General features: G+C 74.5%; 14 protein-coding genes and 1 tRNA gene. 10 read left to right on the top strand and 5 right to left on the bottom strand.

Features of this window, described 5'->3' with window-relative positions:
* Positions 1-28: 28 nt before the first annotated feature.
* Positions 29-424: a nuclear transport factor 2 family protein gene (locus tag JOD57_RS12400; protein WP_204692303.1), complete on the top strand. Its 396-nt coding sequence runs from the start codon at positions 29-31 to the stop codon at positions 422-424.
* A gap of 65 nt (positions 425-489) precedes the next feature.
* Here the strand turns inward: JOD57_RS12400 and JOD57_RS12395 are convergent.
* Positions 490-572: transfer RNA gene (locus tag JOD57_RS12395), tRNA-Leu, on the bottom strand.
* A 214-nt stretch (positions 573-786) separates the two neighbouring features.
* Here JOD57_RS12395 and JOD57_RS12390 point away from each other — a divergent pair.
* The 7 genes from JOD57_RS12390 to pknB all read left to right on the top strand — a co-directional run bounded on the left by JOD57_RS12390 (position 787) and on the right by pknB (position 10449).
* The gene (locus JOD57_RS12390; RefSeq protein WP_204692302.1) at positions 787-1614 is read left to right on the top strand and encodes an FHA domain-containing protein; all 828 of its coding nucleotides are present in this window, start codon (positions 787-789) and stop codon (positions 1612-1614) included.
* 46 nt (positions 1615-1660) lie between these two features.
* On the top strand, positions 1661-2119 hold the full coding sequence (locus JOD57_RS12385; RefSeq protein ID WP_089405435.1) for an FHA domain-containing protein FhaB/FipA: 459 nt from the start codon (positions 1661-1663) through the stop codon (positions 2117-2119).
* A gap of 43 nt (positions 2120-2162) precedes the next feature.
* Complete coding sequence (locus JOD57_RS12380; RefSeq protein WP_204692301.1) at positions 2163-3581, top strand: PP2C family protein-serine/threonine phosphatase; 1419 nt, start codon at positions 2163-2165, stop codon at positions 3579-3581.
* Entirely contained in the window at positions 3578-4996 is a 1419-nt protein-coding gene (locus tag JOD57_RS12375) for an FtsW/RodA/SpoVE family cell cycle protein (protein ID WP_307824642.1), read from the top strand. Before JOD57_RS12380 ends, JOD57_RS12375 begins: the two co-directional genes overlap by 4 nt.
* Complete coding sequence (locus JOD57_RS12370; RefSeq protein ID WP_204692300.1) at positions 4993-6441, top strand: peptidoglycan D,D-transpeptidase FtsI family protein; 1449 nt, start codon at positions 4993-4995, stop codon at positions 6439-6441. The genes JOD57_RS12375 and JOD57_RS12370 overlap by 4 nt, the downstream gene beginning before the upstream one ends.
* Positions 6441-8378, top strand: coding sequence for a serine/threonine-protein kinase (locus JOD57_RS12365; RefSeq protein ID WP_204692299.1), 1938 nt, complete (start codon positions 6441-6443; stop codon positions 8376-8378). The genes JOD57_RS12370 and JOD57_RS12365 overlap by 1 nt, the downstream gene beginning before the upstream one ends.
* A gap of 136 nt (positions 8379-8514) precedes the next feature.
* Positions 8515-10449, top strand: a complete 1935-nt coding sequence (gene pknB, locus JOD57_RS12360; protein ID WP_204692298.1) for a Stk1 family PASTA domain-containing Ser/Thr kinase — start codon at positions 8515-8517, stop codon at positions 10447-10449.
* 74 nt (positions 10450-10523) lie between these two features.
* Here pknB and JOD57_RS12355 read toward each other — a convergent pair whose 3' ends face one another.
* Together JOD57_RS12355 and JOD57_RS12350 are read right to left on the bottom strand one after the other, a co-directional pair.
* Entirely contained in the window at positions 10524-11174 is a 651-nt protein-coding gene (locus tag JOD57_RS12355; protein ID WP_204692297.1) for an aminodeoxychorismate/anthranilate synthase component II, read from the bottom strand.
* Positions 11175-11210: 36 nt separating this feature from the next.
* Complete coding sequence (locus JOD57_RS12350) at positions 11211-11975, bottom strand: DUF881 domain-containing protein (RefSeq protein ID WP_204692296.1); 765 nt, start codon at positions 11973-11975, stop codon at positions 11211-11213.
* Positions 11976-12107: 132 nt separating this feature from the next.
* Here JOD57_RS12350 and crgA point away from each other — a divergent pair, with 132 nt between their 5' ends.
* Both crgA and JOD57_RS12340 read left to right on the top strand, forming a co-directional pair.
* Positions 12108-12380, top strand: a complete 273-nt coding sequence (gene crgA / locus JOD57_RS26865; RefSeq protein ID WP_204692295.1) for a cell division protein CrgA — start codon at positions 12108-12110, stop codon at positions 12378-12380.
* A gap of 512 nt (positions 12381-12892) precedes the next feature.
* On the top strand, positions 12893-13300 hold the full coding sequence (locus JOD57_RS12340) for a PH domain-containing protein (RefSeq protein WP_204692294.1): 408 nt from the start codon (positions 12893-12895) through the stop codon (positions 13298-13300).
* Positions 13301-13374: 74 nt separating this feature from the next.
* On the opposite strand, the gene JOD57_RS12335 is transcribed toward JOD57_RS12340, so the two are convergent.
* Entirely contained in the window at positions 13375-14157 is a 783-nt protein-coding gene (locus tag JOD57_RS12335; RefSeq protein WP_239568418.1) for a rhomboid family intramembrane serine protease, read from the bottom strand.
* A gap of 134 nt (positions 14158-14291) precedes the next feature.
* Entirely contained in the window at positions 14292-14825 is a 534-nt protein-coding gene (locus tag JOD57_RS12330) for a peptidylprolyl isomerase (RefSeq protein ID WP_204692292.1), read from the bottom strand.
* Positions 14826-14855: the final 30 nt, after the last annotated feature.

The raw sequence follows: 14855 nt of genomic DNA, 5'->3' as shown, positions 1-14855 counted from the left end.
CGACCGACGAGAGCCCCGGAGGACCCCCGTGCACACGCTCACCGAGCGCTTCACCGACGCCCTGCACCACCTCGACGCCGAGCGCGACCCGCAGCCGATGGTCGACCTCACCGGCGAGGACGCCGACCTGATCAAGCTCAACCAGACCCACGAGGCCCACGGCCCCGAGGGTGCCCGCCGGTTCTGGGAGGACTACCGCAACGTCTTCGGCGACCTGGAGACGACGTTCACCTCCAGCACCGTCGGCGAGAAGACCGCCGCACTCGAGTGGGAGTCGCGCGGCACGCTGAGCAGCGGGAAGCCGTTCACCTACCGCGGCGTCACCGTCATCGAGGGCGACGGCTCCCACGACGGCAAGCTGACCGGCGTCCGGACGTACTACGACTCGGCCGCCTTCCTGCAGGAGACCGCCGGCACCGCGTAGGGGCCCGCCCGGCCCGGAGACGCGGAACGGCCCCCGGGAGGTCCCGGGGGCCGTCGTCGTCGGTGTGGGCAAGGGGGGAGTTGAACCCCCACGTCCTCTCGGACACACGGACCTGAACCGTGCGCGTCTGCCATTCCGCCACTTGCCCTGGCGAGGAGAGAGACTAGCAGCCACCGGGCGCGGCACCGCGGAGGGGGAGGTCGCCGCCGCCCGTGCCGCCGGGGGTCGACCCGCCCCGGGACGACCGGCCCCACGCAGCCCCGCTCGCACCCCCAGGCGTTGCTGGCCGGTCGCCGCCCCGTCACCCGGCTACGATCACCCGGGGAGTGCCAACCTGTCCGAGCGAGCGTGGAGGAGCGACTGTGGGTGTGCTGCAGCGCTTCGAGCGACGACTCGAGGGCATGGTCGGCTTCGCCTTCGCCCGCCTCTTCAAGGGCAAGGTCCACCCTGCCGAGATCGCCAAGGCGCTGCAGCGGGAGGCCGACGAGCAGCGCTCGGTGCTCGGTGAGGGGCGGGTGCTCGCGCCCAACGTCTACGACGTCAAGCTCGGCCCGACCGACTACGAGAACCTCGCCGAGTGGTCCGGCCAGCTGGCCGCCGAGCTCGCCGACATGGTCGCCGAGCACATCGAGGCCGAGGGCTGGCAGGTCTTCAGCGAGGTCCAGGTCCGCCTCGAGCGCGACGAGGACCTGCCCACCGGCGTGTTCGAGGTGAGCTCGCACGTCGCCGACCCCGCGCGGCCGGCCTCCCGGGCCGACGTCGCAGCGGTGCCCCCGCCGGCGCCGCCGCCGATGACCGGCTCGGGCGTCGTCCCCCCGCTGCCGCCGCTGCGCGGCCGGGTGGCCACCGACACCGGCAAGCAGCACCCGTCGATGGTCGGCCGGGCCGGCTCCCGCCCGGGCGTCACGCACGTGCTCGTCGTCGACGGGCCCGGCACCCGCCACGAGCTGACCACCGGCCGCAACGTCATCGGCCGCGGCACCGACGCCGACATCCGGCTGCCCGACACCGGTGTCAGCCGCAAGCACGTCGACGTCGTCCTCGACAACGGCACCGCCTTCGCCGAGGACCTCGGCTCGACCAACGGCACGCTGGTCAACGGTCGCAAGATCACCCGGCAGGCGCTCGCGGACGGCGACGTGATCCGCATCGGCCACTCGGTCCTGGTGTACCGGCAGGACGGCACGTGAGCGAGCTCGCGGGCTCCCGCGGGGAGCAGAGCACCGGGAGCCGGTCGTGACCGCCGAGATCGTCCTCCAGGTCTTCCGCTTCGGGTTCCTGCTGCTGCTGTGGCTGTTCATCTTCGCCGCGTTCCGCGTGGTGCGCGCCGACCTGTTCGGCGGCCGCGCCGGGCGGGTGGCCTCGGTGCCGCCGCGGGCGGCGGCCCCCGGCCGCAAGCGCGGGCGCGGGCCGCGCACGCTCGTGGTGACCGCCGGCCCGCTGACCGGCACCAAGATCACCCTCGGTGAGCAGCCGATCCTCATCGGCCGCGCCGACGACTCCACGCTCGTCCTCACCGACGACTTCGCCAGCTCCCGGCACGCGCGACTGACCAACCGTGGTGGACAGTGGTACGTCGAGGACCTGGGTTCCACCAACGGCACCTACCTCGACCAGCAGCGGGTGCAGGGCCCGTTGCTCGTGGCCCCGGGCCAGCCGATCCGCATCGGCCAGACCGCCCTGGAGCTGCGTTGACGACGACCAGGGGGAGCGGCAGTCCAGACGTGAGCAGGGTCCGATGAGTCTCGCGCTGCGCTACGCCGCCCGCTCCGACCGCGGTCTAGTCCGCGGCAACAACCAGGACTCGGTCTACGCCGGGCCCCGGCTGCTGGCCGTGGCCGACGGCATGGGCGGTCACGCGGCCGGCGACGTCGCCAGCAAGGTCGTCATCGCCGCCCTGGAGCACCTCGACGACGACGCGCCCTCCGGCGACATGCTGCAGGCGCTGCGCTCGGCGGTGTTCGACGGCAGCGAGCACCTGCGCGAGGTCATCCGCGAGTCGCCGCAGCTGGAGGGCATGGGCACCACGCTCACCGCCGTCCTGTTCGCCGGCGGCCGGCTGGCGCTGTGCCACGTGGGCGACTCCCGCGCCTACCTGCTGCGCGACGGCGTGCTCACCCAGATCACCCACGACGACACGTTCGTGCAGACCCTCATCGACGACGGGCGGATCACGCCCGAGGAGGCCAACCACCACCCGCAGCGCTCGCTGCTGCTGCGGGCGCTCAACGGCCAGGACGTCGACCCCGACCTGTCCATGCGCGAGGCGCGCGCCGGCGACCGCTACCTGCTGTGCTCCGACGGCCTGTCCGGCGTGGTGAGCGAGGAGACCCTCGCCGAGGCGCTCAGGGACCCCGACCCGCAGTCGACCGCCGACCGGCTCATCGAGCTGGCGCTGCGCAGCGGCGGCCCGGACAACATCACCGTGATCGTGGCCGACGTCGTCGAGGACAACGGCTCGGGCACCCTCATCGAGCCGGTCGTCGACGGCGCCGCCGGGGACAACCGCGGACAGCGCGAGGTGGACCCGCGGTCGGCGGCCGGCCGGGCCGCGCTGGCCGACCCGCCACCGGCTCCACCACCCCCGCCGACAGCACCCACGGCCGCCGCACCCCCCGACCGCCGCCGCCCTCGGCGGCGGCTGTTCCTCGCTGTGGGGACGGTTCTCGTCCTGGTCGCCGGCGGGATCGCGACCTGGCTGTGGGTGCTCACCCACTGGTTCGTCGGGGTCGCGGCCGCCGACGGCGCCGACCGCGTGGCCGTCTTCCGCGGCTTCAACACCGACCTGCTCGGCCTGGACCTCTACCGGCTCGACGACGTCACCGACATCGCGCTCGACGACCTGAGCTCCTACGACCAGAACAACGTCCGGCAGGGCATCGACGCCGACGACGCCGACGACGCCCAGCGCATCGTCGCCGACCTGCACGTCGCCGCCTTGCCCGTGTGCCCCTCCGAGGCGGCCTCCGCGACCCCGGCCACCTCCGCCCCGGCCGCGCCGTCCACCGAACCGCCCGCCGAGCCCGCACTCCCCGTCCCCGACGGCGGCGCGCCCGCGCCCGAGACCCAGGCGGCGCCGGCACCCACGACGACCACGACGTCGTCGACGCCGACGGAGGCGCCCGAGCCCGGAGTGGACTGCCGGGAGGCCGAGTGATCGGCGGCCCCTCGACCGACCCGCGCTCGGCGGCGCCGGGCACGGCGATCCCCACCCGGCGCAACACCGAGCTGGCGCTGCTGGGCTTCGCCGTCCTCATCACGCTCGCGGCGCAGTCCATCGTGGACGTCACCGTCACCGGGTCGCTGCGCCCGGAGCTGGCCACGTTCGGCGGCTGGTTCGCCGCGCTGTGGGCGGTGCTGCACCTCGTCGTCCGCCGGTTCGCGCCCTACGCCGACCCGTTGCTGCTGCCCGCGGTCGCGCTGCTGTCCGGCCTGGGGCTGACCATGATCCACCGGCTCGACCTCGCCGGGGAGCAGGTCGGCGCCGCCGCGGGCTCGGAGGACGCGCCGGTCCAGCTGCTGTGGGCCACCGTCGGCTCCGGGCTGTTCATCGCCGTCCTGGTCGTCCTGCGCGACCACCGGCTGCTGTCCCGCTTCGCCTACACCCTCGCGCTGGTCGGGCTGGTGCTGCTGGCGATCCCCGCCGTGCTGCCCGCCTCGATCTCGGAGGTCTACGGCGCCAAGATCTGGATCCGCGTCGCCGGCTTCAGCATCCAGCCCGGCGAGTTCGCCAAGATCTGCCTGATCGTCTTCTTCGCGTCCTACCTGGTCGACAAGCGCGACGTGCTCGCGCTGGCCAGCCGCCGGGTCGCGGGGCTGGAGCTGCCCCGCGGCCGCGACCTCGGCCCGGTGCTGGTCGCCTGGGCGCTGTCGATCCTCGTGCTGGTCTTCGAGCGGGACCTGGGCAGCTCGCTGCTGCTGTTCGGCATCTTCGTGGTGATGCTCTACATCGCCACCGAGCGGGCCAGCTGGCTGCTCATCGGTCTCGGGCTCTTCGCCGGCGGGGCGTTCTTCGCCTACCAGGTGTTCGGTCACGTGCAGGTCCGGGTGGACACCTGGCTCGACCCCTTCGCCTACCGCGACGAGGGCGGCTACCAGCTGGTCCAGTCGCTGTTCGGGCTGGGCACCGGCGGCCTGTTCGGTGCCGGGCTCGGCGGCGGGCGCCCCGACCAGGTGCCGGTGGCCAAGAGCGACTTCATCGCCGCCGCGCTGGGCGAGGAGCTGGGCCTGTTCGGCCTGGTCGCGGTGATCGTCGTCTACCTGATCCTGGTCGAGCGCGGTCTGCGCACCTCGCTGGTCGTGCGCGACGCCTTCGGCAAGCTGCTGGCCGGTGGGCTGGCCTTCGCCGTCGCCTGGCAGCTGTTCGTCGTCCTCGGCGGCGTCACCGGCCTGCTGCCGCTGACCGGCCTGACCACCCCGTTCGTCGCCTACGGCGGCTCGTCGCTGGTGGCCAACTTCGGCCTGGTGGCGATCCTGGTGCGGATCAGCGACGCCGCACGCCGTCCGGCCACCCCGCCGGCACCGCCCAAGCAGGCGATCGGCGAGGCGCCCACCGAGGTGGTGACGCCGTGAACGCACCCCTGCGCCGCGTCGCGATCAGCGTGCTCGTCCTGTTCACGCTGCTGATCGTCAACGTCAACTACATCCAGGTCGTGCGCTCCGACGAGCTGCGCGAGGACTCGGGCAACACCCGCGTGCTCACCGAGGAGTACTCCCGCGAGCGCGGCTCGATCGTCGTCGACGGCACCGAGGTGGCGCTGTCGGTGCCCACCCAGGACACGCTGACCTACCTGCGCCAGTACCCGCAGGGGACGACGTACGCGCCGGTCACCGGCTACTACTCGCTGATCTACAACAGCTGGCAGATGGAGCAGGCGGCCAACGACGTGCTCGCCGGCTCCGACGCCCGGCTGTTCACCCAGCGGCTGGCCGACCTGTTCACCGGCCGCGACCCGGCCGGCGGCGACGTCGTCCTCACCCTCGACCCCGCCGTCCAGGAGGCCGCGATGGCCGGGCTCGAGGGCGTCACCGGCGCCGTCGTGGCGCTCGACCCGTCCACCGGCGCGGTGCTCGGCATGGCCAGCACCCCGACCTACGACCCCGGCCGGCTGTCCAGCCACGACCCCGACGCCATCCGCGCCTACGCTGCCGAGCTCGAGGCGATGGACGCCGACCCGCGGCTGAACCGGGCAATCCAGGACAACTACCCGCCGGGCTCGGTGTTCAAGGTCATCGTCTCGGCCGCGGCCCTGGCGTCGGGCGAGTACACCCCCGACACCGTCGTCCCGGCGCCGGACACGCTCACCCTGCCGGGCACCTCGACCCAGCTGCGCAACTTCGGCAACTCCTCGTGCAGCAGCAGCCAGGAGCAGTCGCTCATCGACGCGCTGACCATCTCCTGCAACACCGCCTTCGCCCAGCTGGGGATCGACCTCGGCGAGGACCGGGTGCGGGAGATGGCCGAGGCCTTCGGCATGACCGGCGAGGGCCTGGAGATCCCGATGGAGACCGCCGGCAGCAGCGTCGGCGACATCGAGAGCGAGGCCGCGCTGGGGCAGAGCTCGATCGGCCAGCGCGACGTCCGGATGACCCCGCTGCAGGCGGCGATGGTGGCCGCGGCCGTGGCCAACGACGGGACACTGATGACGCCCTACCTGGTCGACCAGGTGCGCGCCCCCGACCTCACGGTCATCGACCGGGCCGACCCGGAGGAGCTCTCCGAGCCGGTCAGCGCCGAGGTGGCCGGCCAGCTGACGGAGATGATGGAGAGCGTGGTGGCCAACGGCAGCGGCCGGGCCGCGCGCGTCCCCGGCGTCACGGTGACCGGCAAGACCGGCACCGCCCAGGTGGCCGAGGACGTCCCCGACCACAACTGGTTCATCGGCTTCGCCCCCGCCGAGGACCCGCAGATCGCCGTCGCGGTGTTCGTGGCCAACGGCGGGGGTACCGGCGGCGACACGTCCGCACCGATCGCCCGCGAGGTGATCGAGGCGCACCTCGAGGGTCAGGGGGGCTGATGGCCCTGTCCACCGGCACCGTCCTGGCCGGCCGCTACGAGATCACCGAGCCGATCGCCACCGGCGGCATGGGCGAGGTCTGGCGCGCCCGCGACCGCGTGCTCGACCGCATCGTGGCCGCCAAGGTCCTGCGCAGCGAGTACACCGGCGACCCGAGCTTCGTGGCCCGGTTCCGCAACGAGGCCCGGCACACCGCGGCCCTGTCGCACCCGAACATCGCCTCGGTCTACGACTACGGCGAGACCAGCGCCGACGGCGGCCCCGGGCAGCTGGCCTTCCTCGTCATGGAGCTGGTCGAGGGCAAGCCGCTCGTGCAGATCCTGCACGAGGAGGGGCGGCTGCCGGTCGACTGGACGCTGCACGTGCTCGGCCAGGCCGCCGACGGGCTGTCGGCCGCGCACGCCGCCGGCGTCGTCCACCGCGACATCAAGCCGGGCAACCTCATCGTGCGGCCCGACGGCGTGGTGAAGCTGACCGACTTCGGCATCGCCCGGACCCGCGACGCGACGCCGCTGACCCGCACCGGGATGGTGGTCGGCACCGCGCAGTACCTCTCGCCCGAGCAGGCACAGGGCCTGGAGACCACCGCGGCCTCCGACGTGTACTCCCTCGGCGTCGTCGGCTACGAGTGCCTCACCGGTGGGCGGCCGTTCGACGGCACCTCCCAGGTCGCCATCGCGCTGGCGCACATCAACCGGCAGCCCCCGCCGCTGCCGGCGGACATCCCGGCCCCGGTGCGCCGGCTCGTGGACCGGGCGCTGGCCAAGGACCCCCACGACCGGTTCAGCGACGGCGCGGACTTCGCCGCCGCGATCCGGGCGGTCGCCGCCGGCGGGAGCCCGGCACCGGCGACCACGGCCACCGGCACCGCCGCCGCGGCCGGGGCCGCGACCGAGGTCATCCCCGAGGTGGGCGGCGACGGCACCCGCGTCTTCGGCGGGCCGGTGACCGGCGCCGCCGCAGGAGCGGCCGCCGCCGGGGCCGCCGCAGCGGCGGCCGGGGGCCCGCGCACGGGCGGACGGCACGCCGCCGACGCGCGGACCATGCCACCGCTGCAGGGCCCGCCGGTCGACGACGACGAGCAGGAGTACGGACGGCCGGCGCCGCAGCCGCGGCGCAGCGAGCGGCGGCAGAGCGAACGCCGCCAGGGCAACCGCCGCTGGGCGTGGCTGGTGGCCGGCCTGGTGGTCCTGGCCGGGTTGCTGACCGGCGCCTTCCTCCTCCTCGGGGGCGGGGACGGCGACAGCGGCGGCACCACCGCCGAGGAGACCACCACCAGTGCCCCCACCACGGGCGCGCCGACCGCGGCGCCGCAGCAGGTGACCATCGGCGCGGCGTCGGAGTACCTCGGCGAGGACGCCGACGTCGTGCAGGCCGACCTGGAGGAGCTGGGCCTGGTCGTGTCCCGGACGGCCGCCACCGCCGACCAGCTCGCCGCCCTCGGCCTCGAGCTCGACGCGAACGACGTCGCCGGCGTCGACCCGTCGGGCGTGCAGGTCGCCGCGGGCAGCACCGTGACCCTCACCGTCGCCGAGGACGGCTACAGCCCCGTGCAGGAGGAGCCCGAGGAGGACCAGGGCTCCGGCGACGACGGGCAGGGCGACAGCGGCAACGGGAACAGCGGCAACGGGAACGGCAACAGCGGGAACGGCAACAGCGGGAACGGCGGGAACCCGACCCCGACCACCCAGGCGCCCACTCCGACGCCGACGCCGACCACCACGCCGCCCGCCGAGGAGGAGCCCGAGGAGGAGCCCGCTCCGGGCGGGGGCGGGGGCGAGGACGAGGGCGGGGACACCCAGCCCGGCAGCTCCGCACCGGCCCCGTCGTCGGCGGTGACGACGACGACACCGACCGCGCCGGTGCAGCAGAACGTGCCCCCGAACGGGCAGCAGTCCGGCGGTGGGGCGGCCGTGGCCGAGGGTCCGCAGGCGTGACGCCGCTCACCCGCGCCGTCCCGGCATCGGGCACCTCGGCCGTTACGCTGCCCGCCGGGAGGGGGTCCCTGCCCGGCGCTCGACCGTGCCCGGCCCCGCCCACGACGCGCCGGCGCACCGCCCGAGAGGACCACCGATGACCACCCCCCAGGTGCTCGGCGAGCGCTACGAGATCGGCGGGGTGCTCGGCCGCGGCGGCATGGCGGAGGTGCACCGCGGTCGCGACCTGCGCCTGGGCCGCGAGGTGGCGGTCAAGGTGCTGCGCAGCGACCTCGCCCGCGACCCCTCCTTCCAGGTGCGGTTCCGCCGGGAGGCCCAGGCGGCCGCGTCGCTGAACCACCCGGCGATCGTCGCGGTCTACGACACCGGCGAGGACCGGACGCCGTCGGGCGCGACGCCCTACATCGTCATGGAGTACGTCGAGGGCGAGACGCTGCGCGACGTCCTCCGCCGGGAGGGCGTGCTCCCGCCCGAGCGGGCGATGAGCCTGGCCGCCGACACCTGCGCGGCGCTGGACTTCAGCCACCGCAACGGCATCGTGCACCGCGACGTGAAGCCCGGGAACGTGATGATCACGCCCCAGGGCACCGTCAAGGTGATGGACTTCGGCATCGCCCGCGCGGTCTCCGACTCCGCCGCGACGATGACGTCGACCGCGGCGGTCATCGGCACCGCGCAGTACCTCTCCCCCGAGCAGGCGCGCGGCGAGGCCGTCGACGCCCGGTCCGACGTCTACTCGGTGGGCTGCCTGCTCTACGAGCTGGTGACCGGCGCGCCGCCGTTCACCGGCGACTCCCCCGTCTCGGTGGCCTACCAGCACGTCCGGGAGGACCCGCGGCTGCCGTCGTCGATCAACCCGGCGATCCCGCCGGACCTCGACGCGATCCTGCTCAAGGCGCTCAGCAAGAACCCGGCCAACCGCTACCAGTCGGCCGCGGACATGCGCAACGACCTGCTCCGGTCACTGGCCGGGCAGCGGGTCGAGGCGACGCCGGTGATGGGTGACGAGGAGAAGACCACCATCCTCGGCGCGACCCCCGGCTTCCCCGGCGACGAGGACGGTTGGGACGACGACGAGGCCGCCCGCCGGCGCAGGCGCAACCGGCTGGTCGCACTCGTCGTGGGCGCCCTCGTGCTGGTCGGCGCGGTCGTCGGGGTGGCGCTGCTGCTGAACTCCGGCGACGAGGAGCCGCCCGCGGCCGAGGTCGCCCGGGTGGCGGTGCCCGACGTGGTCGGGGACCCGCAGGCGGAGGCGGAGGCGGCCCTGCGCGAGGCCGGCCTGACCGTCGGCCCGGTGACCCCGCAGGCCAGCAGCGCCGAGCAGGAGGGCCTGGTGCTCAGCACCGACCCGGCCAGCGGCGCCCAGGTCGAGCGCGAGAGCACGGTGGCCCTCGTGGTGGGCGCCGGACCCGGCACGCTGACCGTGCCGCCGATCGTCAACCTCGACGCCGACGACGCCGAGACGGCGCTGCGCAACGCCGGTTTCACGGGGAACATCAACACCGACCAGGTCGACTCGCTCGAGGACGAGAACACCGTCGTCGCCGCCGACCCGGCGCAGGGCTCGCAGGCCGCCCCGGACACCGCGTTCACCCTCGAGGTCTCCGACGGCACCGTCGAGATCCCGGACGTCGTCCGCCAGGACGAGGCCACCGCCCGCGACACCCTCGGCACGGCGGGCTTCGGCCGGGTGACGGTCGAGGAGGTCGACTCCGACCAGCCGGCCGGCACGGTCGTCGCCAGCGACCCGGCCGCCGGCACCCAGGCCACGGCCGACACCGACATCACCCTGCAGGTGTCCGGCGGCGCCGCGGAGGTCACCGTGCCGACCTCGATCGTCGGCGCCACCGAGGCGCAGGCGCGCCAGGCGCTGGCCCAGGCGGGCTTCACCGGCACGATCACCGTGCTGCCCACCGAGGGCGAGGGCGGCCAGACGCCGGGCACCGTGGCCGGCAGCGACCCCGAGCCGGGTCAGACCGTCGAGCCCGACGGCCAGATCACGCTGCTCGTCGTCCAGCAGGTTCCCGCCACGGGCAGCTCCACCCCGAGCACGGCGACACCGACCGGCTGACGCCTGCCGCACACGACACGAGGGCCCCTCCCGGACGGGAGGGGCCCTCGTGTCGTACGGAGGTCCGACGCGGCTCAGGCAGGCGTGGCCGACAGCCGGCGGGCGCCGGCCGCGGCGGCCTCGACCACGTCGGGGTCGGGCGCCAGGCCGCAGGCCGCCAGCCAGGTGGCCAGCATCCGGTGCCCGCCCTGGGTGAGCACCGACTCGGGGTGGAACTGCACGCCCTCGACGGGCAGCTCGCGGTGGCGCAGCGCCATCACGATGCCCGAGGGCGTCGTCCCGGTGACCTCGAGCTCGGCGGGCACGGTGGTCCGGTCGACGGCCAGCGAGTGGTAGCGGGTGGCGGTGAACGGCGAGGGCAGCCCGGCCAGCACGCCGACACCGTCGTGCACCACCTCGCTGGTCTTGCCGTGCAACAGCTCCGGCGCCCGCACCACCTCGGCGCCGAACGCCTCGGCGACGGCCTGGTGGCCCAGGCACACACCCAGCACCGGCGTGCCGGCCTCGGCGGCCGCGCGCACCATCGGCACGGTCACCCCCGCGCCGGCGGGCGTCCCGGGACCGGGGGAGAGCAGCACCCCGGCGACGTCGAGGTCGGCCAGCTCGTCGACGGTGACGGCGTCGTTGCGCCGCACGACGCACTCCACGCCCAGCTGCCCGAGGTACTGGACCAGGTTGTAGACGAAGCTGTCGAAGTTGTCGACGACGAGGACGGGACGGCTCACGCCTCCTGTCTACACCGCTCCCCACCGCGGCCGGGCTCACCCGTCGGCCGCTGTGGCGTACTCCATGACCGGCGGGGCGTCGTGGCCCGGCAGCGTGAGGTCGGGCCGCTCGCGGAAGGCGAAGCCCAGCCCGTAGTCCTCGACCGCCTGCAGGAAGACCTGCACCTGCGGCGAGGCGTCGAGCTGGGTGCGGACGGCCGCCGGGTCCCCGATGGCGGTGACCACGAACGGTGGCGAGTACGTGCGCCCCTGCAGCAGCAGCACGTTGCCGACGCAGCGGACGGCGCTGGTGGCCACGAGCCGCTGGTCCATGATCGCGACGCCGTCGGCACCGGCGGCCCACACGGCGTTCACCACCGCCTGGACGTCGGACTGGTGGATGACGACGTCGTCGGGCCGGGCGCCGGTCGGCAGGCCGCCGTCGGGACGGCGCGGTGCGTCGTCCAGGGTGATCTCCACGCCCCGCCCGCTCATCGCCACCAGCCCGGCCGACAGGGCGCCGTCCTCGCCGGCCGCCCGGGCGGCCGCGACCGCGCCGTCGCGGGAGGCGGCCTGGTCGGTGAGCGCCTCGGCCCGGCGCTGCAGCGCCTCCAGCTGCGCCTCCTGCTCGAGGATGACCTCGTTGCGCTGGGCGATCAGCGTGGACAGCTCGGTCACGTCGCCGGCGCGCAGGTCCGAGCCCTGGGCGGTCTGGCCGGAGGTGGCGAACAGCAGGCCCGCCGCCAGCGCCACCACGGGCACCAGGGCGCCCCACGCCGCGCGCCCGCGGGGCGGGGGCCCGGGTGTCGGAGGCGGGGTCACGGGCGGCTCCAGGGACACGTGGGGGGAGCGACGGCCCTCGGGAGAGCCGACCTGCACCCCTCTCAGCCTAGGCTGGGACGAGTACGTGCCGGTCGCGACGGACCGGTGCCCCGGGAACAGGAGTCGGTCGGAGTGCCCAAGTCGAAGGTGCGCAAGAAGTCGGTCTACACGCCGCCCGAGGGTGTGCTGCAGTCCCGGACGTCCCAGGCGCGCGCCGTGCAGCCGAGCCCACGCTGGTGGGCGCCGCTGATGGTCACGCTCATGGTGCTCGGGCTGCTGTGGATCGTCGTCTACTACGTGGCCGGCGACCAGATCCCGTTCATGGCGTCGCTGTCGGCCTGGAACTTCGCCATCGGCTTCGGCGCCATGGTGCTCGGCCTGGTCATGTCGATGCGCTGGCGCTGAGGACGGGCCCTCCTGCCCGCCGCAGGAGGGCCGGACCACCGCTCGCGAGGCCCTCGTCCCCTGGGGACGGGGGCCTCTCGCGTACCGGGGACGTCTACACCAGCCGCCCGGACGTCGTCCCGGGGGGTGGACGGTCACTGTGCACAGGCCGTCGTGGGATCCACAGGTCGACAAGGCGCTCCACCCCCAGGGTTGTCCACGACGTGTGGAGAACGGGTGTTCGACTGCACCGCGCTGACCTCGGGCTTCACGTCTGGTGTGGCGCGTGTGACGAGAAAGGCGGCCGAGTAACTACAGGTCTGTGCTTTGTCCCCAGCTGTGTACCCAGCTGGGGACAAAGCGACGTGGGCCGTGTACGAGGGCGGTCACGCTGTGCGAGCAGGTCTGCACTGTCGAGCAGTCGACACGCGGCTGAACAGGGCACATCCCCGGTGACGGGCGGTCGTCCCCAGGTCCGGGGGCCTGTGGACGGAGGGTCCGCGGGGACGGCGGCCGCCTGGGAGGCTGGGGACGTGCAGTGGTCGGCGCGGACGGCGGAGGCGGTGGCCCTCGCACTCGGGGGACTGCTGCTCGGACTGGCCGCCCTGGGGCTCGACGCCGTCGGCCGGGTGCTGGTGGGCACGGCGGGGGTGCTCCTGCTGGCCCTGGCCGTCCGCGACGTCGTGCTGCGGCCCCGGCTGTCCGCGGGCGCCGACGGCGTGGAGGTCCGCACGCTCGCCGGCCGGACGCGGCTGCCCTGGGCCGCCCTGCGGGTGCGGCTGCGGACGACGAGCCGGCTCGGGGTGCGCTCCCGCCTGCTCGAGCTCGACACCGCGTGCGGCCCCGACGACGGCGGGACGCTGGTGGTCCTGGGCCGCCGTGACCTGGGCACCGACCCGGCCGACGTCGCACGGGCCCTGGAGGCCCTGCGGCCACGGTGAGCTGATGGAACGGCCCTCCTGCAGGGGCCCACGTCGAGCCTGCGAGGCGTGGGCCCCTGCAGGAGGGTCCTCCTTCAGAGGCCGAGGACCACCACGGGCACGGGCACGGCCAGCGCGACGGTCACGAGCACGGCGGCGAGCAGCAGCAGCCCGGCGCCCTGGACCACGGCGCGGCGCCGCTGCAGCGCCCGCCGGGTGAGCACCAGCAGCGCGGTGGCGAGGACGCCGGCGACCAGGCCGCCGAGGTGGCCGAGCAGCGAGACACCGGGCAGGAAGCTGATCACGACGTTGATCGCCAGCAGGGTGAGCAGTCCGCGCAGGTCCTGCCGGGCGGCGAGCATGAGCACGCCCAGGGCGCCCAGCAGGCCGTAGAGGGCCGCCGACGCCCCGGCGACGGGGCGGCCGGGCTCCCCGAACAGCTGGATCGCCACGGAGCCGCCGAGGGCGGAGACGAGGTAGACGCCCAGGTAGCGCCACCAGCCCAGCCGGGCCTCCAGCTCGGGGCCGAAGACCAGCAGGCTGAGCATGTTGAGCAGCAGGTGGGTGATCCCGATGTGCAGGAAGGCGCCGGTGATCAGCCGCCAGTCCTGGCCGAAGACGTCGACGAGGACGGGGACCTGGGAGAACTCCTGGAACACCGGCGAGCGCCAGTTCTCCAGCGGCCGCTCACCGACCGTCACCGCCGAGACGGCCGTGACGACGAAGACGACGACGTTGACCGCGACGAGCGTGGCGGTCACCGGCCCGAAGCGGCGGCGGGCGGCGGTCCAGCGCGGGACGGGCCGGGCGCGGCGCACGCCGGCGTTGCCCGCCCGGACGTCGTCGGGGCACTGGAAGCCGACCGAGGCCGGCGTCATGCACTCGGGGCAGATCGGCCGGTCGCACCGGGTGCAGCGGACCCCGGTCGGCCGGTCGGGGTGCCGGTAACAGGTGGTCGGCGGGGGCACCGGCGGCGGGACGTCGCCGGCACCCCCGTCGGACGGGGAGCCGGTCAGCTGCGCTGCACCTCGACCGACTGCAGGACGACGTCCTCCACCGGCCGGTCACCGCGCGCGGTGGCGACCTTGCCGATCCGGTCGACGACCTCGCGGCTGGCCTGGTCGGCCACCTCGCCGAAGATCGTGTGCTTGCCGGTCAGCCACGGGGTGGCGGCCACGGTGATGAAGAACTGCGAGCCGTTGGTGCCGGGCCCGGCGTTGGCCATGGCCAGCAGGTAGGGCCGGGTGAAGGCCAGGTCGGGGTGGATCTCGTCGCCGAACTGGTAGCCGGGGCCGCCGATGCCCTGACCCAGCGGGTCACCGCCCTGGATCATGAAGCCGTCGATGATCCGGTGGAAGACGGTGCCGTCGTAGAGGCGGTCGGTGGTCTTCGCGCGGGTGCGCGGGTGGGTCCACTCGCGGCGCCCCTCGGCCAGGTCCGCGAAGTTCGCGACCGTCTTCGGCGCGTGGTCGGGGAACAGGTCGACGGTGATGTCGCCGTGGTTGGTGTGGAGCACGGCACGGCGTGCGGGAGTCGCTTCGGTCACGGCGTCCACTCTCCCACCCCGTCGCCGGGT

The organism is Geodermatophilus bullaregiensis, from assembly GCF_016907675.1.
In the GTDB taxonomy this organism is placed as follows: Bacteria; Actinomycetota; Actinomycetes; order Mycobacteriales; family Geodermatophilaceae; genus Geodermatophilus; species Geodermatophilus bullaregiensis.
This window is presented reverse-complemented; position numbering and strand designations above follow the sequence as displayed.

What these genes read in the sequence shown, in the direction of transcription:
- JOD57_RS12335 (WP_239568418.1), bottom strand. Translation starts at nt 14,157, where the DNA reads ATGACGCCGGCCTCGGTCGGCTTCCAGTGCCCCGACGACGTCCGGGCG.
- JOD57_RS12365 (WP_204692299.1), top strand. Translation starts at nt 6,441, where the DNA reads ATGGCCCTGTCCACCGGCACCGTCCTGGCCGGCCGCTACGAGATCACC.
- pknB (WP_204692298.1), top strand. Translation starts at nt 8,515, where the DNA reads ATGACCACCCCCCAGGTGCTCGGCGAGCGCTACGAGATCGGCGGGGTG.
- JOD57_RS12380 (WP_204692301.1), top strand. Translation starts at nt 2,163, where the DNA reads ATGAGTCTCGCGCTGCGCTACGCCGCCCGCTCCGACCGCGGTCTAGTC.